Here is a 21,009-nt window from a genome sequence, read left to right as displayed (position 1 = left end):
ACCATAACGGCGGGATTACGCCTATGTGTCGGTTTTGCCGACCAAACGTCCAAATGTTGCTGGAGATTTGCCGAACACACGTTTGTTACCGGCCGGTACGTCCGATCCGGAAGAAACCCTCGGCCGCCACATGGACACGGAGGCAAAAAAAATAGCTTCCAACTGGGTCAACATGCCTGGACATGAGTCCAGTACCATGTCCAGCGTCGCCGCGTGTCCAGAATCGGGAACTTCACCTCGGGATTAACCCTTACGCTTCACCCCGCACCGAAATGAGCCTCAAACTCGACACCGACGGCCCCGCCCTCGCCGAGACGCCGACCGGGAATCGACCCGCTACGGCGAACAAAGAATTGATCACTCCTACATACCGCAGGGTATTATTGAATTGAATTCCAGAAATGGAATTCGGCCCGGCCAGCCACCGGGCCGCGAGCCCGCACCGCCGCGGGTACGGTCTGACGGGTGTCTCCCGAACGTCAGCGCACCTACACCTGGAACGACCCCGCCCCGATCGCGGATGCCAACCGGAACCTCAGTGGACTCGAGTTCGTCCGCGGCCTGGTCGACGGCACCGTCCCGCACCATCCCACCGCGAGCACCCTCGGCTTCCGCGTCACCGACGCCCGCGAAGGCTTCGTCGAGATCACGGCCGAGCCGGCCGAGTGGCACTACAACGCCGTCGGCAGTGTGCACGGCGGCGTCATCGCCACGATGATCGACACCGCGATGGGCTTCTCCGTCTCGAGCACCCTTCCGGCCGGCGTCGGATACACCACCCTCGACATCACCGTCCGGTACATCCGCGGCATCAAAGCCGAACAGGGATCCATTCGCGTGCACGGCTTTTCGGAGCACACCGGCCGCACCACCGCCACCGCACGGGCCGAGGTCCGCGACGACCGGGACCGGCTGCTGGCGACGGCGTCCACCACCTGCCTGATCCTGCGCTGACCCCGAAAACACTTCGGCCGAATGTCACATGCGTTCGGTCCAACTGAACGCATGTGACATTCGGCCAACACCAAAAGTGAGGCTACGGCGCCGTCAGCACCTCACGGCCGACGAACGGCACCAGGGCGGCGGGGACCTTGACGGAACCGTCTGCCTGCTGGTGGTTTTCGAGGATCGCGACGAGCCAGCGCGTGGTGGCGAGGGTGCCGTTGAGGGTCGCGGCGGTCTGCGGCTTGCCGTTCTCGTCGCGGTAGCGCACCGCGAGGCGGCGGGCCTGGTAGGTGGTGCAGTTCGACGTCGACGTCAGCTCGCGGTACTGCTGCTGGGTGGGAACCCAAGCCTCGCAGTCGAACTTGCGGGCCGCGGACGAACCGAGGTCGCCGCCGGCGACGTCGATGACGCGGTACGGGAGCCCCATCGCGTCCAGCATGTCGCGCTCCCAGGCGAGCAGACGCTGGTGCTCGGCGTCGGCGTCCTCGGGCTTGCAGTAGGTGAACATCTCCACCTTGTCGAACTGGTGGACGCGGATGATGCCGCGGGTGTCCTTGCCGTAGCTGCCGGCCTCGCGACGGAAGCACGACGACCAGCCCGCGTACCGCTTGGGGCCGTTCGACAGGTCCAGGATCTCGCCCGAGTGGTAGCCCGCGAGCGGGACCTCGGACGTGCCGACGAGGTACAGGTCGTCGTCCGCGAGGTGGTAAATCTCGTCGGAGTGCTGGCCCAGGAAGCCGGTGCCCTGCATGATCTCGGGGCGCACCAGCACCGGCGGAATCATCATGGTGAAACCGTTGGCCATCGCCTTCTGCGCCGCGAGCTGCAGCATGCCGAGCTGGAGCATCGCACCGAAGCCGGTGAGGAAGTAGAACCGCGAGCCCGACACCTTGGCGCCGCGCTCCATGTCGATCAGTCCCAGCGACTCACCGAGCTCGAGGTGATCCTTGGGCTCGAAGTCGAACGTCGGGATCTCGCCGACGGTCTCGAGCGTGATGAAGTCGTCCTCGCCGCCGGCGGGCGCACCCTCCTGCACGATGTTCGAGATCGCGCGGTGGGCGGCCTCCATCGCGGCCTGCGCCTCGTGCTGGGTCGCCTCGGCGTCCTTCACCTTCCGCGCCAGTTCCTTGGAACCCTCGAGCAGCGCGGGACGCTCCTCCGGGGACGCCTGCCCCACCTTCTTGCCGAACGCCTTCTGCTCGGCGCGCAGGGTGTCGCCGGCCAGGACAGCGGCGCGGCGGGATGCATCGGCCTCGAGCAGCGCGTCGACCAGACCGGGGTCTTCACCGCGGGTGCGCTGCGAGGTGCGGACGGCGTCGGGGTTCTCGCGAAGGAACTTGAGGTCAATCACGACCACAAACCCTACTTGGTGACACCACGCTCACTCCGGGTGCTTCCCCAATATCTGCAGATAGTCGTCGCGTCCGAACATGCGTGCGGCATCGAGCGCCGACGGCTGACCGGCCGCCGCGTCGGCCCCCGCGTCCACGAGCGCGGCCACCACGGCGTCCTCGCCCTTGAACACGGCACCCGCCAGCGGCGTCTGTCCGCGGTCGTTCGGGCGGTTCACGTCGGCGCCCCGCTCGATCAGCGCCCGGACCGCGTCGGTGTGCCCGTGGTAGGCCGCGAGCATCACCAGCGTGTCGCCGCTCGCGTTCGTGAGGTTGACCGGGACCCCGGCGTCGACGTACTGCGCCAACGCGGTCGCGGCGCCGGTCCGGGCCATGTCGAACAATCGACCGGCCAACTCCTGCACGTCTCCCGGCAGGTCGCCGTCGCGCTCACCGGGATGTTCCTCACTCATGTCGGACGAACCTACGCGGAAACTTCGGCATCTGCTCCCGATGCGGGCATTATGGAACCAATGTCCGACGATCAACCGCAGCCGACACCACAGCCGGAGCGGCGCCGACACGTGTCCGCGCCGGTGACCAGGCGTGCTCTCGCGCTCGTCGCGATCGGCGCGGTGATCGCCGCCATCGCCACCATCTTCGTCTCCGGCGGTTTCGACCGCGGCGAGAAACTGCCTGTTCACACGAGTGGCGTGGGACCGCAGCCCACCGGCGCCGTCGCCGGCGAGGCGTTCGGCTCGGCCACCACCGGCGATTGCCTGACATGGAGCAGCGCCGACGCCAGCGACCTCGAGAAGGTCGACTGCGCGCAGGCGCACCAGTTCGAGGTCGCCACCGATGTGGACCTCAGCCTGTATCCGGGCGTCGAGTTCGGTCCGGGCTCCAAGTTCCCCGGTGTACTGCGCTTCTCCGAACTCCGCGACGAACACTGCGCGCCGGCCGTCAACAACTACCTGGACGGACGGTTCGACCCCAAGGGCAAGTTCAGCGTCGGCCTGATCAATCCCGGCGAGGCCGGCTGGGCCGCCGGCGAACGCACCATCCGCTGCGGCCTGCAGTTCTCCGGTGTCACCGGAACACTGCTGCCCATCGAGGGCCGCGTCGCCGAGCAGGACCAGTCGAAGGTGTGGAACGTGGGCACCTGCATCGGCATCAACCAGAACGTCCCGTCCGATCCCGTCGACTGCGCGCAGTCGCACGCGTTCGAGGTGGTCGGCGTGATCGACCTGGCCAGCCGCTTCCCCGGTGGCATGCCCTCCGTCGAGGACCAGGACAAGTTCCTCGAGGGCGCGTGCACCGAGGCCAGCAACGGCTACCTCGGCTCCCCCGACACGCTGCGTGACAAGACCCTGACGCTGTTCTGGGACAACCTCGACCTCGACAGCTGGCTCGTCGGCAGCCGCAAGATCAACTGTTCGATCGGCAAGGAGGTCGACGGCAGCGGATTCGCGACCATCGTCGGCAGCGCCAAGGGCGCCATCCTCATCAACGGGCAGGCGCCCGTCCCGCCGCCGCCCGCGCCCGAGGGCCGTTCCGTGCCGACCCCGCTGCCCGGCGCCGCGCCGCTCCCCCCGGCCGGGGGCTGACGTGCCGGTGACCATGACGGCCGCTCACTTCGAGGAGCTGGTCTCGGAAGCGCTCGACCTCATCCCGCCTCAACTCGCCGCGGGAATCGACAACGTCGTGGTGCTCGTCGAGCCGCGCAACGACGAGGAGCCGACCCTGCTCGGGCTCTACCACGGCATCGCCCTCACCGAGCGGGACAGCCACTACGGCGGCGCCCTGCCCGACACCATCACCATCTACCGCGACGCGATCCTCGACGTGTGCCACACCGAGGACGAGGTGGTGCACGAGGTGATGGTCACCGTCATCCACGAGGTGGCGCACTACTTCGGCATCGACGAGGACCGGCTGCACGAGCTCGGCTGGGGCTGACCCGTCCCGATCCGGTCGAATTCGAATGGAACCGACCGCTCGCTTTCGGCGTCCAAGCAATCAAGGGACGAGTTTCATCTGCTCGCCCCGGTTGCCATCGACCCCGATTCGAGGAGATACCCGCATGTCGGATCACGTGTTCGTCGACCCTGACGTCCTCCTCGCCGCGGCCACCGAACTCGACGCGCTCGCCGTCCGCCTGCAGGTCACCCTCACCGCGGCGGCACCGGCCCTCACCGTCGCGCCGTCCGGCGCCGAGGAGGTGTCGGTGATGGCGGCCGGGTACTTCAACGGCCTGGCGAACAGCTTCAGCCCGGCGGCCGGGCGCAGCATCGAGGAACTCACCGCCGCCGCCGTGATGCTCCGCGCGCAGGCCGCGACCTACCGGGACGAGGACCAGACGATCGGGACGTCGCTCGCGGCCGGCATGTGACCACGCCGGACCGGGACCTGCCAGCCACATTCGAGGGGAACGAGGAGAACACAGCATGACCACTGGTGTCACCGGAGTCGTCTGGATGCCGCGCGGTGCGACCGTCAATTCGACGACGCTCACCGCGGGCGCGGGGCCCGTGCCGCTCAGCGCGGCGAGCCCGGCGTGGGCCGCGGTCGCGGAGAGCTTCGCCGACGCCGGCGCGACGCTGAACAGGGTGATGGCGGAGCTGCGCACCGGCTGGGAGGGCGTGGCCGCCGAGGCCGCGCTCGGCAGGATCGCCCCGTTCGCCGCGTGGGCCGAACAGACCGCGACGCTCGCCGCGGACACCGCGACCAAGGCCTCCGTCGAGGCCGGCGCCTACACGTCCGCAGCGCTGACCATGCCGAGCCTGCCCGAGATCACCGCGGTCAAGGCAGCCAAGACCGCCGCCTACAGCACCGGCGGCGTGGTCAACGGCTCCGCCGCCGTCGCCGAGGCCGCCGACCGTGCGATGGACATCCGGGCCGGGCTGGTGATGGAGGCGTACGAGGCGGCGTCGAGCATCCTGGCGACACCGGGATCCTTCACGCAGCCGCCGCCGCTCACCAACGAATCCACCGCCGGCCTCGAGTCCCGCGACGCGGGCGAGGTCGCCCGCCGCCGACTCGAGAACGACTTCCGCACCGACCCGGTCGGCACCATCGCCGCGGCGGCGACTGCCTTCGCCCAGAACCCGACCGTCATGGCGGCCGCATCGCAGGTCGGCACGGTCGCGGGCACCGTCTCGGGTGCCACCTCCGCCGCCGCCAACATCGGCGGTGCCGTGCTCGGCGGCGTCGCCGGTGGCGCCCCCGTGGTCCTGAACACGTCCACCGCGCCCACCTCGGGTGCAGCCGGGGCCGCGACCGCCGGCGGCGCCGGCCGGGGGTCCGGCTACACCGCCGCGCGCGCCGCGGGAGTCAGCGGTGGGGCCGGCGGCGCGCGGGCCGCCCTCCCCGACGGCTGGGCGCAGGCCGGGCAGCTCGACGGGTCGGGCTCGCGCAGCGCCCCTGGGACCGGTGCCGGACCGGCCACCGGCCCGGGCTCGATCGACGCAGCCCGCGCCGACGCGTCGGCGGCCGCGGCCGCCCGCGGGACCGCGATGGGAGGCGCCCCGATGGGCGCACACCGCGGCGCCCTGGCATCCGACGAGGCCGAGCACGCCACCCCCGGCTACCTCAAGCAGTTCGAGCACTTCGCCGACGGGCGCACGGTGATCCCGTCGGTGATCGGCGCCGACCTGCCCGAGGACGGGCGGTGATCGACTTGGGCATCGAACCGGTGACCGCAACCCTGCCGTCCGCGACCCTGCACGTCGACGAACTCGACCTGCTGGTGGACCTCCTGGACATCGACGTCCTGCCGGTCGTGCTCGACGCGGCCCCACGATTCGATTCGCTGCCCGAGCGGGACCGGGTCTTCCGGTCGGCGCAGGACTCCCTCGCGGCGGCCGGGCTGATCGACGGGATCGCGGTGCACCCGGAACTGGCCGGCTGGCTGCGCGCCCTCGCCCGGCCCCGCGACGAGATCGCCCTGCGCCGCTACATCGACGGCACCGTCGCGCGACTGTGCCTGGCCCGCGACGACGAGATGGCCGTGCTCGCGCTGCGCAGCGGCGACACGTTCACCGTCCAGCGGCTCGAGCACGACCTGGCCGGGCCGATCGTCCACGCCCTCGGTCGCGCCGAGCCCCTCGCATTCGGGGTGGTCAACCGGCCGACCACGGACCTCGGTGCCGCCCTGAACCGGATCGTCGACCCGGGCACGGCGGCCGCCCAGCTGACGGCGATCGGGGTCCCGGCCGCGGAGGCCACCGTCGTCGGGCCGGCGTTCGTGGGCTGCACGACGTTCACCGAGATCGTCGGAATCGTGCACGAAGCCGGGCATCCCGGTCTGATGCACGGACCGGTCACGGTGTTCGACACCGCCGCCGGGCGCATCGTCGGCACCACCAGCGTCGCCACCGACGGCACCCCGTGGACCTCGTTCAGCCCGGGCACCCCGGGACGGCTCAGGCAGGCACTCGACGGCCTGCTCGCGCAGCTCGACTGACCGTCAGCCCATCGGGTCGTCGGTGGCCGCGGCGGCCTCCGGGTCGAACCACGGCCGCTGCGGCGTCGCATCGAACGGCGGGTCGTAGGTGCCCCACCGCACGCACCGCCAGCCCGTGTCGGTCGGCACCAGCTCCACCGTCGAGGTGTTCTCGAGATGCCGGTCCGCGGCGAACGCGCCGGGCACGCCCGCCAGGTACGCGGCCACCAATCGGATCGCGGCGCCGTGGCTGACCACCACGACGTCGCCACCGGCACCGGCGTCGATGTACTCGGCACGCAGCGAATCGACCACCGGCACATACCGTTCGATGATGTCGATACCGGACTCGCCACCCGGGATCCGCGCCGACAGGTCACCCGCGTGCCACGTGTGGAACACCTTCGCGAACATCTTGTGCGACTCGATGTCCGAGCGGTCCTCGAGCTCACCGGCCTGCGCCTCGTGCAGCCCCTCCCGCACCTGCAGCGTGATGCCCGACGCCGTCTCCACGAACCCGGCGGTCTCCCGGGCCCGCAGCGCCTGCGACGACACCAGCGCTGTCGGCGGCCGGTCCGCCAGCCGGCCTCCGAGGGTCTGGGCCTGCGTCCGGCCGAGCGCCGTCAACCGCGCCCCGGGGAGCCGGGTGTCGAGCCGCCGTTCGACGTTCGCTTCGGTCTGCCCGTGTCGGACCAGGATCAACCGACCGCTCACGCGTTCTCCTCCCCACGACGCAGGCCTTCGAGCCATGCGGTGTCGTCGGCGACGGGCATCGGTGCGCCGCCACCGGGCACGGCCGACGGCCACGACCCGAGGAAGCGGACGTCGCTGAACCGGTGCAGCGCCTTGAGCGCCTCGGCGACCAGTCCGTCGTCGATGTGCCCGACGCAGTCCAGATGAAACAGATAGGTGCCGAATTCCTTGCGCGTGGGCCGGGATTCGATCCGCGTCAGATCGATGCCCCGGGTCGCGAATTCGGTCATCGCCCGAACCAGGGAGCCTGGCACGTTGTCGAGATGGAGCACGACGCTGGTCCGGTCGTTACCGGTGCGGGCGGGCGCGGGACCCGGCCTGGTCACCAGCACGAAACGGGTGCGGGCTCCGTCGTAGTCGGCGACGCCCGACACCAACGCCACCAGGCCCAGCCGTTCCCCCGCCAACGCGGTCGACACCCCGGCGTCGGCGACGCCGGCGGCAACATCCTCGGCGGCACCGGCATTCGACGACGCCGGCTCCACACGGGCGTTCGGCAGGTTCCGGTCGAGCCAGCCCTGCACCTGCGCGGTCGCGACCGGATAGGCACGGACGGTGCGGACGTCGTCGAGCGTGGTGCCCGGGCGTCCGACGATCGTGAACGCGACGTCCAGCTCGGTCTCGGCCATGATCTGCAGCCGGTCGCCGAGGGAGAGCGCGTCCATCGTCGGACGGATCGAGCCCTCCACCGAACTCTCGATCGGCACCACGGCGCCGTCGACGTCACCGGCGCGGACGAGTTCGATCGCCGCGGCCTGGCTTCCGGCGGACACCCGCTCGACGACACCGTCGAACGTGCCGCCCGACTCGAGCTGGGCGAGGGCCATCTCCGTGAAGGTCCCGCTGGGTCCGAAGTACGCGATACGAGGCACGCCTACGAGATTACGCACTCCCGTCCGGCGCACTTCGCGGATCGGTTCCGGTTCCGTTACAGCAGACCGGCGTCGGCGAGCACGCCCTCGATCTGATCGGGGTCGTCGACCTCGATGCCGAGCAGCACGCCGCGCACCGCCTCGGCCGCCTCCGGGATCAGCGCCGCCAGCGCGGCCGGATCGGGTGCGGACAGGGCGGCCCGGACGTCGTCTCCGCGCAGCGCCGCGACGGTGCCGGACAGCAGCGCGAGGACCTCGGCACCGTCCCGCGCCCGCCCGACGAAACCGACGGACGTGTGCGCGAGGACCGCGAGGAAATCGGCCACGACGTCGGCCGGGCTGCCGGCGATCAGCCCCGGGCTGTGGCCGGCGTCGGCGAGCAGTTGCGCGGACTCGGCAAGGCTCGCGGCGTCGGCAGCTTCAGGGTCGGAGGGGTCCGACGCCGTGACGAAGACGGTGACGGGCGCGGGCAGTCGCAGACGGATCGCGTCCTCGACCTGCTCGGTCGTGCAGGTCACGTGGTAGCGCAGCGCACGGTGCTCGACGGCCCCGGCCAGCTCGTCCGGATCGATGTCGAGGTCGATGACGACGGCACCCGCGTCGGCGTCGGTCCCGGCCGCGGCGGTGAGGATCGACGCGGCCACGATCTGCGGTCCGGTGGTGACGGCGTCGCGAACGACGGCCGGGACGGCGGTATCCCGCCGCCGGAGAAGTAGCCCCGCCACGAGCGGCTGCGGCGCGCTGTTGCGGGACGGAAGAGTCGGCATCGACAGGGAAACAGGAATCGACACCCCAACACGTTAGCCCGGACCGGCGAAAACTCCCGCTTCCGCGTCCGAGGGGTTGCCGTCCACCCCTCCAGGAATTAGCTTAGGTTTACCTAATTTCGCAGCTCTCGATCGCACCGCCACCGCCTCCGTCTCGCGTCTCGACCCGAAGGATGCCGCCATGAACCGCACCACCACCGGACCGTCCACCGCCGAACGGATGCGGAGCACCAGCGCCCGCGCCACCGGAGCCGTGCTCGCGATCGCCGGCAGCGATCCCACCGAGACCTCACTGCACCACCTGCGCGCCGACGGCACCGCCGTGCTCCTGGCGCCGTCCGACTCGACGGCCATCGGACTCGCCTGGCAGGCCGGAGCGGGCGGACTGCCCGCGGTCCTCGAGCTCACCGACTTCGCACCCCTCGCGCTGCGCGAACCCGTCCGCTCCCTCGTCTGGCTGCGCGGCACCCTCGTCGCCGTCCCCGACGACCGCGCCCGCGGCCTGGCCGACGACGTCGCCGCCGAACACCCGCGCCCGGCCCTGCTCGACGTCGGGCACGGCGCGACGCTGCTCCGCCTGCGGCTCGACTCGGCCGTCGTCGCCGACAGCAGCGGCGCCGAGGCCGTCACCGTCGAGGACCTGCTCGCCGCCGACCCCGACCCGTTCTGGGAGGTCGAGACCGGTTGGCTGCAGCACCTCGAGGAGGACCATGCCGACCTCGTCGAGCTGCTGGCCCGGCGGCTGCCCTCGGCGCTGCGCACCGGCCCGGTCCGCCCGCTCGGCATCGATCGGTACGGGATCCGGCTGCGCATCGAGGGGGTGTCGGGCGACCGGGACGTGCGGATGGACTTCACCGAACCCGTCGACGACGCGCCGTCGCTGAGCCGGGCCCTGCGGATCCTCGTCGGCTGCCCGTTCGTCAACGGATTGCGGGCGAGGCACTAGTTCCGTTGCGGGTCGGTCACTGCGGACCGATACCGGCCCCGCTCGCCGTACTTGGGTGTACAGAGAATTTGTGAGCCTGCATCGCGGTGCGCGATGACGACAACGACGCTGATGTCGCCGGTGGACGTGCTGCTGCTCGCCGGCGAGATCGGCTCGCGCACCCTTCACATCGGCGCACTGCTGGTCTTCGGCCCGTCCCCTGACGGCACCGACACCTTCGCCGCCGACGCCTACCGGGCCGCGCTGGACGCCACCAGCGCGCAGTCCGCACTGATGGCGCAACCGGTTCTCTCGTTCGCCACCGCGGGCTTACCAACCTGGCAACCCGCCGAGCGGATCCTCATGGACCGGCACCTGCGACGGCTCGCGCTGCCTTCTCCGGGTGGCGACGACGAACTGTTCGCGCTGGTCGCACGCCTGCACGAGACCCGCCTCGACCGCTCGCGGCCCATGTGGGAGGGCTACCTCATCGAGGGTCTCGCGGGTGGCCGGTTCGCGCTGTACGGGAAGATCCACCACGCCACGCTCGACGGGATGTCGGGCATCCGCATGATCGAACAGTCCATGGACCCGGACCCCCAGCGCCGCGGCATGCCGCTGCTGCTCACCCCGGACGAGCCGGAGCCCACCTCCGACCACCGTTCCCGGAACCCCCTCCGACTGGTGCGCGACGGGATCTCCGGCGCCGTCGCGGCCGCCGACATCGTCCGTCACACCGCCATCGGTGCCCTCGACTGGCTCGGCAAAGGCGTCACGACCGAGTCGACCGCTCTGCCTTTGAGCGCACCCCGGACCGTGTTCGACGGCAAGGTCGGACCCGACCGGGCGTTCGTCGGGAAGTCGTGGCCCAAGAAGCGGCTGCGCGCAATCCAGCGCGCGACCGGAGCGACCGGCAACGAGGTGACGCTCGCGATGTGCGCGGGCGCACTGCGTAGCTACCTGTCGGCGCAGGGCGAACTGCCGTCGAAGTCCCTGATCGCGCTGGTGCCGGTCGCACAGCGCCGACGCGAGGAGGCCATCGGCGGCAACGAGTTCGGCCTGGCACTGTGCACCCTCGGGACCGACCTGGCGGATCCGCGTGCCCGGCTGGACCGGATCCGACACTCGATGGCAGACGCCAAACGGCGCGTGCGGGCGATGGGGTCCAGCGCGTCGATGCTCGCGTCGGTACCCTCGCTCCTCCCGAACGTGGCCCGGATCCTGCCACTGGGCGAACTGCTGCCACCGAGCTACAACGTGGTGATCTCCAACGTCCCGGGGCCGAAGTCCCCGCTGTACTGGAACGGCGCCGAACTGCGGCACATGTACCCGCTGTCGATCGTGTTCGACGGGACTGGCCTGAACATCACGATCTGCCATTACGCCGACCGGCTCGACTTCGGGTTTCTCGCTAATCCGGAATCAGTTCCGGAACTCGAACGTTTTACAGATGAGACCGAGACCGCGCTAGGCGATCTCGAACGAATTCAGGAAGTTCGCTCGACATGACTGCCGCAATCCCACGGCGAGACTCGGGCGGGACCCCTCGTCGCCGTGAGCAGTACCGACCGCCCACGACGATGCTCGTCGACCCGCGGTTCGAGGCGCTCGCGACCCAGTTCTTCCACCTGTTCCGGCGTACCCGCGACGGAGGCGGCGCCCTCGCCGTGTACCTGTACGGCAGGCCCGTCCTCGATATCTGGGCCGGGTGGGCGTCCCCGATCCGCAAGTGGGACTCCGACACCGTCACGCTGTCGTTCTCCACCGGCAAGGGCGTGGCCAGCACCGTACTGCACCGCCTCGCGCAGCGCGGACTGATCGACTACGACTCCACCGTCGCCGAGTACTGGCCCGAGTTCGGCGAGGCGGGCAAGGAGTCGATCACGGTCCGCGAACTCCTCAGCCACCGCGCGGGCCTGCACCGCATCCGCGGACTGGTGCCCGGCCGGCTCGCGCTGCTCGACCACGACCGGGTCAGCGCCGCGCTGGCCGCCGCCGTGCCGGACCCGCGCCGCACCAAGATGCCCGGCTATCACGCCGTCACGTACGGCTCCCTGATCGCGGAGTTGACCGCACGGGTGGCCGGCAAGCCGTTCACCGAACTGGTCCGGACCGAGGTCGCCGAACCGCTCGGCATCCCGGAGTTCTGGTTCCAGGTGCCGGAGTCCGAGAAGGGCCGGATCGCGAAGGTGTTCCCGCACATCAACCCCTACGGGGTGCCGTGGGGCGCGACGTCGCTGGCGTTGTCGCTCGTGCCGCATCTCAAGGACATCGCCGACGCCGGCATGCCGGAGGGCTTCGACCTCCTGGTGCGCGACCCGACGATCCACGACTTCGTGATGCCGGGCTGGAACGGCGTGTTCAGCGCCCGCGCCCTGGCGCGCATGTATGCCGCGTTCGCGAACGGCGGCGTGGTCGACGGCATCCGGTTCCTCGAGCCCGACACGATCGCCCAGCTCAGCGAGGTGCAGACCCGGGCCCGGGACTACGTGCTCGGGATCCGGATGAACTGGCGGCTGGGGTACCACGCGGCGCTGGTCGCGGCCCGCACCCAGCACTCCGGCGCGTTCGGCCATTACGGGCTGGGCGGATCCGGTGCGTTCGCCGACCCCGACACCGGGCTGTCGGTCGCGTTCGTGACAAACCGGCTGGGCAACGCGCTCACACCGTTCGCGGACCTGCGGCTGCCCAGCCTCGGTGCCCGGGCCGAGTCCCTCGCCAAGCACGCCTGACGCCGTTCGCGCCGCGTTCCGTCTAGCGTCGACGGGGTGATCTCGCGTACCACCGTCGACTCGTGGCTCCGTCCGGCGACCCCGCAGCCACCCACGCCGCCGTTGGACGCGCGGGAGCGGCGGGCCCTGTGGTTCGAGATCACCATCGTCCTGCTGGTGACGTTCGGCCTCAACGGGATCTACAGCGCGCTGTCGCTGCTCGAATCGGCGCTGGCCCCGGGCGGGCTGTCCGAGCAGGCCGTCGCGCTCAATCCGTCCCGGTCGACGCAGTCGTACATCGACCTGGCCCGACAGCTGCTCGGTGTCCTCAAACTGGCCGCCTGGGCGGCCCTGGGGTTGTACCTGCTGTGGCGCAGTGGCCTCGGCCCCACCCGGATCGGCCTGGGCCGGACGAAGCTGCGCGACGCGGTGCTGCCCGGCGTCGGTCTGGCCGCGCTGATCGGACTCCCCGGCCTGGCGTTCTACCTCGCGGCGGTCGCGCTGGACGCGAACCTGACGGTGATGCCCAGCACGATCGACGATCACTGGTGGCGCCTGCCCGTGCTGGTGCTGTGGGCGATCGCGAATTCCGCGGCCGAAGAGATCCTCGTGGTCGCCTACCTGATCTCCCGGCTGCGGCGACTCGGGTGGAGCGAGAACTCGTCGTTGCTGGCATCGGCGCTGCTGCGCGGCAGCTACCACCTCTATCAGGGGCTCGGAGGTGGTCTCGGCAACGTCCTGATGGGCTTGATCTTCGGCCGGTACTGGCAGCGCACCGGCAAACTGTGGCCACTGGTGATCGCACACGCCCTCATCGACACCGTCGCATTCGTCGGTTATGCACTGCTGCGCGGGCACGTGTCGTGGCTGCCGTGATCCCGGTCCGACCGGTTCCTGCGTATTCTCGGTGATCGTGAACGGCGAGACCCCCGACAGACGTCAGCCGGGCCCGCCGCCGCGCGGCCGGCCCCAGCCGCCGCGCCGCATTCCCCCGCCGCCGCCAGGCGGTCAGCCGCCGCAGCGCCGGCCGCAGCAGCCTCCACAGCCCGAGGGCACCCAGGTCATCCGCCGCGACGGACGCCCCGGCGGCCCGAACCCGGGCCGCCCCGGACCGGCCCGCGCCTGGTCGCAGGCGCCCGAACCGCAGCAGGCCTGGTCCCAGGCACCCGCCGGACCGCCGCCCGGCGGCTATGCGCCGACCCAGAAGCCGCAGCCGTACGCCGAGCCGCGCCGCATCCCGCCGGCCGCACCCCCGCCGCGTGCGCCGCAGCCGCCGCGTCCCCCGTCGGCGCCGGCCGAACCGCCCAAGCAGCGACGACCGCGGAAGCGGGGCGGGTGGCTGCGCCGCGTCGCGCTGGTGCTGATCGTGCTCATGGTCGCGTCGGTCGGTGGACTGCTGCTCCTCGACACCAAGCTGAACCGCGTCGACGCGCTCGCCGACTACCCGGGCCGGATCGCCGACACCCCCGGCACCAACTGGCTGCTGGTCGGCTCGGACAGCCGCGAGGGCCTGACCGCGGACCAGGACCGGGAGCTGGCGGCGGGCGGCGACATCGAGGGCAAGCGCACCGACACGATCATCGTCGTGCACGTCCCGAAGAGCGGCGCCACCACGATGGTGTCCATTCCCCGCGACTCCTACGTCAACATCCCCGGCATGGGCCGGGGCAAGATCAACGCCGCCTTCAACAACGGCGGCCCGCAACTGCTGGTGCAGACCGTCGAGGAGGCCACCGGCCTGCGGATGGACCACTACGCCGAGATCGGCTTCGGCGGATTCGCGGGCATCGTCGACGCCCTCGGCGGTGTCGACATGTGCGTGCCGTACCCGATCGACGACCCCCTCGCCGGTATCAATCTGCAGGAGGGCTGCCAGAAACTGACCGGGCCCGAGGCCCTCGGATTCGTCCGCACTCGCGCGACGGCCCTCGCCGACCTGGACCGGATGAACAACCAGCGCGCGTTCATGAGCGCACTGTTGAAGAAGGCCACCTCGCCCACGACGCTGATCAACCCGCTGCGGTTGTGGCCGATGATGTCGAAGACGGCCAACTCGCTGCAGGTCGACGACGGTGACCATCTGTGGAATCTCGCGGGACTCGCCTGGGGCCTGCGCGGCAAGATGGTCACCACGACCGTGCCGGTCGGCGGATTCGAGGTCGTCGACGGTTGGGGCGACGTCCTTCTGTGGGATCGCGAAAAGGCCACGGAATTCTTCGATGCGCTTGCAAATGATCGCCAGGTTCCGCAGACCCTCCTGACCGGCGCGCCGTGATATTCGTCGCTGTGGACGCTTTCACGGCTCAGCACCGGGTCCGGCCCCCAATCCGGGCGGTAATGTTCGGTCCATGACTGAAGCGGCGCACACGAACGAGTTCCACCGACTGTTGCAGGACCAGATCCGAAATGAATTCACCGCCTCGCAGCAGTACGTCGCGGTCGCCGTCTACTTCGATTCCCACGATCTGCCGCAGCTCGCGGGCCGCTTCTACCGCCAGTCCGCCGAGGAACGCGATCACGCGATGATGATGATCCAGTACCTCATCGACAACGACCTGCCCGTCGTCGTGCCCGGGATCGACGCCGTCGTCACCGAGTTCGGATCGGTCCGCGAGCCGGTCGCGCTCGCTCTCGCGCAGGAGAGGACGGTCACCGAGCAGGTCACTCGCCTCGCCCGCACTGCCCGGGACACCGGCGATTACCTGGGCGAACAGTTCATGCAGTGGTTCCTCAAGGAACAGGTGGAAGAGGTCGCGAGCATGACGACGCTTCTGACCATCGTCGACCGAGCGGGCGACAACTTCTTCAACATCGAGGATTTCGTGGCTCGCGAGATGAGCTCGGGCCTGACGGCGGACTCCACCGCTCCGCGGATCGCGGGCGCCGGAGCCTGACGAATTTCGGACGTATGCCGCAATTGCCGCTCGGCAATTGCGGCATACGTTTTCCAGGGCAGCCCAGCCTAAATTAGCAAGCACTAATTGAGGCCATACTTGCCTCAATTAGGTACCGCTTGGATGACAGTTCCAGCTGACCAGCGATATCTTTGACACATGAGTGCCTCAGACGATTCGCATCGGACGAAATTTCACGCACTTCTCCACGACCAGATCCGCAACGAATTCAACGCGTCGCATCAGTACCTGGCGACCGCGGTCTATTTCGACAACGCGGATCTCCCCCAGTTGGCCCGGCACTTCTACAAGCAAGGCAACGAGGAACGCAACCACGCGATGATGATCATCCAGTACTTCCTGGATCGGGACATCGCGGTGGAACTGACCGGCGTCGACCCGGCCAAGAGCCACTTCGAGAATGCGCGCGAGCCGATCGCGCTCGCACTCGCGCAGGAGAAGTCGGTCACCGAGCAGATCGTCACGCTCGCCCGCACAGCGCGCGACGACGGCGACTACCTGGGCGAACAGTTCATGCAGTGGTTCCTCAAGGAACAGGTCGAGGAGGTCGCGCGCATGACGACGCTGCTGACCATCGCCGACCGTGCCGGCTCCAACCTGTTCGATCTCGAGGACTTCGTGGCCCGCGAGATGAGCAGTGTGGACGACGCATCCGGTGCACCGTCCGCCGCGGGCGGCAGCATCTAGCACCGACCGAACAGCGAAAGGGTCCCTTCACACGTTCGCAGCGTGTGTGTGAAGGGACCCTTCCGCGTCTTCTGCGCTGATCAGCGCAGCGTGACCTGACGGCCCCGCAGACCGTCGCGAGCGCGCAACTCGGCGGCCGTGAGCGGCGCGTCGACGGTCAGCGCCTGCGCCAGGCGATCGCCCAGCTCCGCAGTGGCCGCCGCCCACTCGTTGGCGTGCTTCTCGGGGTCGAGGTCGAAGACCGGCACCAGCAGGCCGTGGGTGCGGAACGAGCCCGCGAAACGCGAACCCTCACCCAGGTGCAGTCCACCGGCGGCGTGGACGCGGGCGAGGGCCGGCATCAGCGCGTCCTCGTCCTCGGGGCGCACCCAGCGCAGGTGCGCCTTCTCGCCGGCATCCACCCACCACGCGGCGACGACGCCGTCGGCCTCGACACGCGCGGACGGCATGATCGCCATATTGGCCTGCTGCACGGTCGCGGCGACGTCGGCGGCCGGCTCGACGCCCTCCGGGATCCACCAGTCGAAGCTCTGGTGGACGGTGATCGTCGGCAGCGCGTCCGCGACGATCAGGTCCGCGAGGCGGGGGCTGTCGGCGCCCGGGTTGGCCGCGGTGAGCGAGGTTCCCGGCTCGGCCGTCTGGGCCCAGGCCACGGCGGCACCGAGGTCGGCGCCGGGGTCGGCGGTGTGCGCCTGCACCTGCAGCCCGACGTATCGGCCGGCGTCGCCGGACTCGTCCCGGACCAGCGCGGCCACGGCACCGGGCAGCACGGTCGCCGCGGTCACGGGCTTACCGGCGTCGGTGACGGGCAGCACGGCGAGAGCGGACGGCACGAACTCGCGCAGCGCGACGAGGTCGCATTCGGCGGCGAGGCCCTCGAACGGCCGGGTCGGCGCGGTTACCTCGGCCTCGCGTGCGAGGCGACGCTGCTCGAGCTTCTCGGCGCGACCGCTGCCCGGCTTGGGACCACTGTTTCTCTTGCTCTTCTTACCCACGGGGCCAAAACCTACACGGACGCGCGGATTCTCTCAGCCGCCCAGCAGTTTCTTGGTGCGTCCCGGATGGTTGGTCGCCACCCAGCTCACCCCGAGCTCCTTGCACAGCGCGACATCGGCGGGGTCGTCGACGGTCCAGCAGTAGGTGGCGCGGCCGGCCGCGGCGGCCTTGTCGACGATCTCGGGATGCTCCTGCAGTGTCCGGATCGACGGCCCGACGGCGGTGGCGCCGACGGTGGTCGCGGCGCCGCCGCCGAGGTAGCGGGACGCGTCGCCGAGCAGCACGGTCGGCAGCAGTGGCGCCGCCCGCCGGACCCGCCACACGGCGCTGGCCGCGAACGACATCACCACGGCGCGCGAGTGGTCGGCGGACGCGGGCGCGGCCAGCCCGAAGCGGGCCAGTTCGGCGAGGACCTTGCTCTCGACGAGACCGCCGTAGCGGACGGGGTGCTTGGTCTCGATGAACAGTTTGGTCGGGCGCGACGTCCAGTCCAGGGTCAAGGTGATGAGCTCGGCGAGTGTGAGCAGTCCGGCGGGCTCGCCGCCGGCGCCGTAGTCGTGTTCGCCGAGCGACTGCAGTGTCATCTCGCTGACGATGCCGGAACCGGTGGAGGTCCGGTCGATCCGACGGTCGTGGACGCAGACGAGGTGGCCGTCGCGGGTGAGCCGGACGTCGCACTCGAGTCCGTCGGCACCTTCCTGCAGTGCCAGGTCGTAGGCCGCGAGGGTGTGTTCGGGCCGTTCGGCCGAGGCACCGCGGTGTGCGACCACGAGGGGACCTCGTCGATCCGGGCTCATCCGGCCATCGCCTCCTCTGCCTTCTCGGATTGCGGCGCGTTGACCCACCGGGTGACGCGGCGCGGCCGACCGAACAGGTCCAGGCCGTCGAAACACCGGATCACGTACAGCGTCAGCACGGCCGTGGCGGCGCCGACGGCGGCCGTGATCGCGGCCAGCACGACGCTGTCGGCCTGCGCCTGCAGCGAATCCTGGTTGCGCCAGAGCAGTGCGATCGCGACCAGGACACCGTTGACGGCCCACGTCGCCCACCAGATGCGCACGACGGTGCGGGTTCGGCGGTCGTCGCCGGCGATCTCGGTGAGGTACACCCCGGGCATCACGAGGTTGACGACCGGGACGAGAACGCCCAGGGCGAGCGATCGAGGTGTCCGCGGATCGGCGAGTCTCCGGACGGCGAACACGTCGCGGCGCGTGACGACGAGCCTGCACACGGTGGTGACGGCAGCGGCCAGCGCGACCAGGGGCGCGGACACCTGCGTCGCCCACACCGCCGCATCCGACACCGCGAGCGTCACCGGGTCCACCAGTCGCACCCGGTTGAACACGAGCAGCGCGTACCGGAAGGCCTCGGAGACCGCGGCGAGCGCGAAGACGATCGCGGTGCACGCGAGAAGGGTGGGCGCGAGGTCCGCGGCCACTTCGGTGCGCGGAGCACGGTCGTCCGGTTCGGGCGGCGGTGGATCGAGCAGACCCCACCGCGGGACCTGGGTGTATCGCGGCGTCGGGCCGAGGCGGCGTGGGGCGGGACTACGACGCCCCAGCGGCGGGTACGGGCTACGCGCGACCCAGCGAAAGTTTCGGCCTGCCGCCGGGGCGGGGCGGGCGGTGTCGACCGGGGAGAGCAGGACGCCGCCGCACCGCGGGCACCACTGGGCCGGGCTGCCGGCCACCGGCCACCGGGATGCGCAGCGCGCGCAGACCTGGACGACGCTCATCTAGTAGATCTTCGCCGAACCGGGGTCGTGGTCGGCGGTGAGCGGCAGTCCCGCGTTCTGCCACGCGACCATGCCGCCGGCGACGTTGTAGGCGTCGAAACCGAGGTTGTTGAGGTACTCGACGGCGACGATCGACCGCCCGCCCTGACGGCACACGACGTACACCTCGGCGTCGATGTCGATCTCGTCCATACGAGCGGGCACGTCCACCAGCGGGATGTGTTGCGCGCCGGGAGCGTGGCCGAGCTCCCATTCGTCCTCCTCGCGCACGTCCAACAGCACGATCGCCTCAGCGGGCTCGGTCGGCAGATCCGTCACGGCGACGGTGGGAACGTGCGGGATGCTCACAACCTCGATTCTGGCACGAGCGACGTTCCCGGGCCGCCCATCTCTCGTTACGCGCCAGAGCAGTTCGTGACCGGACCGAGACGCTCGAGAGTCCTCGAGTCGCCTATTGGGTCCTAAAATGTGATCTGCAGCACTTGAACTATCGAGTTATCCACAGTTTCCACAGGCTCATCCACAGTTCTGAACAAACTTGGAGGGCATCATCCACAGGTCAGAGGCATGCTCTGGATGATTCGTTGACAACTGTGCACGGCCGGGCGTAGCAGCAATCCACAACCTGTGTGGATTTGCATGGAAACGGGGTGGCGTGCGAGGGGGTCGGCACGGGCCCGCACGGGCCGGAGTTCCCCCACCGACAGGATGTGTGCCCCATCCCTCGTTCCGAACTCCGGCCCGGCTCCCCCCCATTCGTCGGGACGCTCCCGTCCCGACACTTGATCTGACGCGGCATCGGGCGGATCGGTTCCATTCCCTTCGGACACGTCCTCCGGCGCAGGTCACATTCCCGCGTCCGGCACAGTGGGGGCATGGACCTGAGAATCTTCACCGAACCGCAGCAGGGCGCCACGTACGACGATCTTCTTGCGGTCGCCAGGGCGGCCGAAGCGTTCGGGTACGAGGCGTTCTTCCGGTCCGACCACTACCTCGCGATGAACGCCGAGGGCCTGCCCGGACCCACCGACGCGTGGATCACGCTCGCCGGGCTCGCCCGGGACACCTCGACGATCCGCCTCGGCACGCTGGTCACGTCGGCCACGTTCCGATACCCGGGCCCGCTGGCGATCGCCGTGGCCCAGGTCGACGCGATGAGCGGCGGGCGCATCGAGCTCGGTCTCGGCGCCGGCTGGTTCGAGGAGGAGCACCGGGCGTACGGCATCCCGTTCCCGCCGCTCGGTGAGCGCTTCGACCGGCTCGAGGAGTCGCTCGCGGTCATCACCGGACTGTGGGAGACGCCGCTGGGGCAGACCTTCACCCACGAGGGCGCCCACTTCCCGGTCACCGACTCCCCCGCGCTGCCCAAGCCGGTGCAGACGCCGCGCCCGCCGATCGTGATCGGCGGCATGGGCAAGCGCCGCACCCCCGCGATGGCGGCCCGCTACGCGGACGAGTTCAACCTGCCGTTCGTCTCGATCGAGGACACTGTGGCGCAGTTCGACCGGGTCCGGGAGGCGTGCGCGGCCGTGGACCGCGACCCGGACAAGCTCGTCTACTCCAACGCACTCGTCCTGTGCTGCGGGCGCACCGAGGACGAGATCGCGCGGCGCGCGGCCCGCATCGGGCGCGAGGTGGACGAGCTCCGGGAGAACGGTCTGGCGGGTACCCCGGCCGAGCTGGTCGACAAGATCGGACGCTACAGCGAGGCCGGGACGCAGCGGATCTATCTGCAGACGCTCGACCTCGCCGATCTCGACCACCTCGAGCTGGTCGCCTCCGAGGTCATGCCCCAACTGGACTGACCGACAACAAACGTTTGACAAGACAATTTCACAGCTCGGACATGTCAACGGCCGCAGACGATTAGCGGTGACAATGACCGGACACGAAGTGCACACCTGGCGAAACCCGGTGTGCACTTCGCA

Annotated in this window: 23 protein-coding genes; 14 read left to right on the top strand and 9 right to left on the bottom strand. The window is 70.1% G+C overall.

Translation table 11 applies throughout. From position 1 onward, the window contains the following. The first annotated feature begins 465 nt into the window (after positions 1-465). Positions 466-954 (top strand): PaaI family thioesterase, encoded by a 489-nt coding sequence (locus tag HUN07_RS01205; protein ID WP_114724140.1) that lies wholly within the window; start codon positions 466-468, stop codon positions 952-954. 82 nt (positions 955-1,036) lie between these two features. On the opposite strand, the gene serS is transcribed toward HUN07_RS01205, so the two are convergent. Together serS and HUN07_RS01195 are read right to left on the bottom strand one after the other, a co-directional pair. Further along, positions 1,037-2,296, bottom strand: coding sequence for a serine--tRNA ligase (gene serS, locus HUN07_RS01200; protein WP_174907455.1), 1,260 nt, complete (start codon positions 2,294-2,296; stop codon positions 1,037-1,039). Between the two features lie 30 nt (positions 2,297-2,326). Next, positions 2,327-2,749, bottom strand: coding sequence for an ankyrin repeat domain-containing protein (locus HUN07_RS01195; protein WP_174907453.1), 423 nt, complete (start codon positions 2,747-2,749; stop codon positions 2,327-2,329). A gap of 51 nt (positions 2,750-2,800) precedes the next feature. Here HUN07_RS01195 and HUN07_RS01190 point away from each other — a divergent pair, with 51 nt between their 5' ends. The 5 genes from HUN07_RS01190 (at position 2,801) to HUN07_RS01170 (ending at position 6,741) form a co-directional block, all read left to right on the top strand. Further along, entirely contained in the window at positions 2,801-3,883 is a 1,083-nt protein-coding gene (locus HUN07_RS01190; RefSeq protein ID WP_441346792.1) for a septum formation family protein, read from the top strand. 1 nt (position 3,884) lies between these two features. Then, a complete protein-coding gene (locus HUN07_RS01185) occupies positions 3,885-4,235 on the top strand; it encodes a metallopeptidase family protein (RefSeq protein WP_114724143.1) in 351 nt (116 codons plus the stop codon). A gap of 124 nt (positions 4,236-4,359) precedes the next feature. Further along, positions 4,360-4,668, top strand: coding sequence for a PE family protein (locus tag HUN07_RS01180; protein WP_174907449.1), 309 nt, complete (start codon positions 4,360-4,362; stop codon positions 4,666-4,668). Between the two features lie 55 nt (positions 4,669-4,723). Beyond that, on the top strand, positions 4,724-5,950 hold the full coding sequence (locus HUN07_RS01175) for a PPE domain-containing protein (protein WP_174907447.1): 1,227 nt from the start codon (positions 4,724-4,726) through the stop codon (positions 5,948-5,950). After that, positions 5,947-6,741: an ESX secretion-associated protein EspG gene (locus tag HUN07_RS01170; protein ID WP_174907445.1), complete on the top strand. Its 795-nt coding sequence runs from the start codon at positions 5,947-5,949 to the stop codon at positions 6,739-6,741. The genes HUN07_RS01175 and HUN07_RS01170 overlap by 4 nt, the downstream gene beginning before the upstream one ends. A 3-nt stretch (positions 6,742-6,744) precedes the next feature. Here HUN07_RS01170 and HUN07_RS01165 read toward each other — a convergent pair whose 3' ends face one another. From HUN07_RS01165 to HUN07_RS01155, 3 genes are read right to left on the bottom strand one after another with little or no spacing between them, the layout of a single operon-like run. Next, a complete protein-coding gene (locus HUN07_RS01165) occupies positions 6,745-7,434 on the bottom strand; it encodes a histidine phosphatase family protein (protein WP_114724147.1) in 690 nt (229 codons plus the stop codon). Then, the gene (pheA, locus tag HUN07_RS01160) at positions 7,431-8,345 is read right to left on the bottom strand and encodes a prephenate dehydratase (RefSeq protein ID WP_174907444.1); all 915 of its coding nucleotides are present in this window, start codon (positions 8,343-8,345) and stop codon (positions 7,431-7,433) included. The genes HUN07_RS01165 and pheA overlap by 4 nt, the downstream gene beginning before the upstream one ends. Positions 8,346-8,401: 56 nt before the next feature. After that, complete coding sequence (locus HUN07_RS01155) at positions 8,402-9,136, bottom strand: hypothetical protein (protein ID WP_174907442.1); 735 nt, start codon at positions 9,134-9,136, stop codon at positions 8,402-8,404. 157 nt (positions 9,137-9,293) lie between these two features. On the opposite strand from HUN07_RS01155, the gene HUN07_RS01150 reads away from it, so the two are divergent. The 7 genes from HUN07_RS01150 (at position 9,294) to HUN07_RS01120 (ending at position 16,350) form a co-directional block, all read left to right on the top strand. After that, complete coding sequence (locus tag HUN07_RS01150; protein WP_174907440.1) at positions 9,294-10,058, top strand: DUF2470 domain-containing protein; 765 nt, start codon at positions 9,294-9,296, stop codon at positions 10,056-10,058. Between the two features lie 93 nt (positions 10,059-10,151). After that, positions 10,152-11,546 carry a WS/DGAT/MGAT family O-acyltransferase gene (locus HUN07_RS01145; protein WP_174907438.1) on the top strand — a complete coding sequence of 465 codons (1,395 nt, stop codon included), beginning with the start codon at positions 10,152-10,154 and terminating at the stop codon, positions 11,544-11,546. Beyond that, positions 11,543-12,769, top strand: a complete 1,227-nt coding sequence (locus tag HUN07_RS01140; RefSeq protein ID WP_114724152.1) for a serine hydrolase domain-containing protein — start codon at positions 11,543-11,545, stop codon at positions 12,767-12,769. The genes HUN07_RS01145 and HUN07_RS01140 overlap by 4 nt, the downstream gene beginning before the upstream one ends. A 36-nt stretch (positions 12,770-12,805) precedes the next feature. Next, complete coding sequence (locus tag HUN07_RS01135) at positions 12,806-13,624, top strand: CPBP family intramembrane glutamic endopeptidase (protein WP_114724153.1); 819 nt, start codon at positions 12,806-12,808, stop codon at positions 13,622-13,624. A 37-nt stretch (positions 13,625-13,661) separates the two neighbouring features. Continuing rightward, entirely contained in the window at positions 13,662-15,023 is a 1,362-nt protein-coding gene (locus HUN07_RS01130; RefSeq protein ID WP_429520138.1) for an LCP family protein, read from the top strand. A 73-nt stretch (positions 15,024-15,096) separates the two neighbouring features. Further along, entirely contained in the window at positions 15,097-15,642 is a 546-nt protein-coding gene (locus HUN07_RS01125) for a ferritin (RefSeq protein ID WP_114724154.1), read from the top strand. 159 nt (positions 15,643-15,801) lie between these two features. After that, positions 15,802-16,350, top strand: coding sequence for a ferritin (locus tag HUN07_RS01120; protein ID WP_114724155.1), 549 nt, complete (start codon positions 15,802-15,804; stop codon positions 16,348-16,350). Positions 16,351-16,430: 80 nt separating this feature from the next. Here HUN07_RS01120 and HUN07_RS01115 read toward each other — a convergent pair whose 3' ends face one another. Genes HUN07_RS01115 through HUN07_RS01100 form a run of 4 tightly spaced genes read right to left on the bottom strand, consistent with a single transcriptional unit; the run spans position 16,431 to position 19,429 of the window. Continuing rightward, entirely contained in the window at positions 16,431-17,345 is a 915-nt protein-coding gene (locus tag HUN07_RS01115) for a DUF5926 family protein (RefSeq protein ID WP_114724156.1), read from the bottom strand. A gap of 33 nt (positions 17,346-17,378) precedes the next feature. Then, positions 17,379-18,143, bottom strand: coding sequence for a glycerophosphodiester phosphodiesterase (locus tag HUN07_RS01110; RefSeq protein ID WP_114724157.1), 765 nt, complete (start codon positions 18,141-18,143; stop codon positions 17,379-17,381). Next, positions 18,140-19,081 carry a DUF4328 domain-containing protein gene (locus HUN07_RS01105; protein WP_174907436.1) on the bottom strand — a complete coding sequence of 314 codons (942 nt, stop codon included), beginning with the start codon at positions 19,079-19,081 and terminating at the stop codon, positions 18,140-18,142. Before HUN07_RS01105 ends, HUN07_RS01110 begins: the two co-directional genes overlap by 4 nt. Continuing rightward, positions 19,082-19,429: a rhodanese-like domain-containing protein gene (locus HUN07_RS01100; RefSeq protein WP_174907434.1), complete on the bottom strand. Its 348-nt coding sequence runs from the start codon at positions 19,427-19,429 to the stop codon at positions 19,082-19,084. A gap of 527 nt (positions 19,430-19,956) precedes the next feature. On the opposite strand from HUN07_RS01100, the gene HUN07_RS01095 reads away from it, so the two are divergent. Beyond that, positions 19,957-20,886 carry an LLM class F420-dependent oxidoreductase gene (locus HUN07_RS01095; RefSeq protein ID WP_174907432.1) on the top strand — a complete coding sequence of 310 codons (930 nt, stop codon included), beginning with the start codon at positions 19,957-19,959 and terminating at the stop codon, positions 20,884-20,886. The last annotated feature ends 123 nt before the right edge of the window (positions 20,887-21,009 follow it).

The organism is Rhodococcus sp. W8901, from assembly GCF_013348805.1.
Taxonomy (GTDB): domain Bacteria; phylum Actinomycetota; class Actinomycetes; order Mycobacteriales; family Mycobacteriaceae; genus Prescottella.
The sequence above is the reverse complement of the archived record's forward strand: the minus strand, read 5'-3'. Positions and strand labels throughout refer to the sequence as shown.

Bases quoted from the DNA above. Each gene is read 5' to 3' on its own strand.
- HUN07_RS01195 (WP_174907453.1), bottom strand. From the start codon at position 2,749: ATGAGTGAGGAACATCCCGGTGAGCGCGACGGCGACCTGCCGGGAGAC.
- HUN07_RS01190 (WP_441346792.1), top strand. From the start codon at position 2,801: ATGGAACCAATGTCCGACGATCAACCGCAGCCGACACCACAGCCGGAG.
- HUN07_RS01180 (WP_174907449.1), top strand. From the start codon at position 4,360: ATGTCGGATCACGTGTTCGTCGACCCTGACGTCCTCCTCGCCGCGGCC.
- HUN07_RS01175 (WP_174907447.1), top strand. From the start codon at position 4,724: ATGACCACTGGTGTCACCGGAGTCGTCTGGATGCCGCGCGGTGCGACC.
- HUN07_RS01150 (WP_174907440.1), top strand. From the start codon at position 9,294: ATGAACCGCACCACCACCGGACCGTCCACCGCCGAACGGATGCGGAGC.
- HUN07_RS01145 (WP_174907438.1), top strand. From the start codon at position 10,152: ATGACGACAACGACGCTGATGTCGCCGGTGGACGTGCTGCTGCTCGCC.
- HUN07_RS01140 (WP_114724152.1), top strand. From the start codon at position 11,543: ATGACTGCCGCAATCCCACGGCGAGACTCGGGCGGGACCCCTCGTCGC.
- HUN07_RS01125 (WP_114724154.1), top strand. From the start codon at position 15,097: ATGACTGAAGCGGCGCACACGAACGAGTTCCACCGACTGTTGCAGGAC.
- HUN07_RS01120 (WP_114724155.1), top strand. From the start codon at position 15,802: ATGAGTGCCTCAGACGATTCGCATCGGACGAAATTTCACGCACTTCTC.
- HUN07_RS01110 (WP_114724157.1), bottom strand. From the start codon at position 18,143: ATGAGCCCGGATCGACGAGGTCCCCTCGTGGTCGCACACCGCGGTGCC.
- HUN07_RS01105 (WP_174907436.1), bottom strand. From the start codon at position 19,081: ATGAGCGTCGTCCAGGTCTGCGCGCGCTGCGCATCCCGGTGGCCGGTG.
- HUN07_RS01095 (WP_174907432.1), top strand. From the start codon at position 19,957: ATGGACCTGAGAATCTTCACCGAACCGCAGCAGGGCGCCACGTACGAC.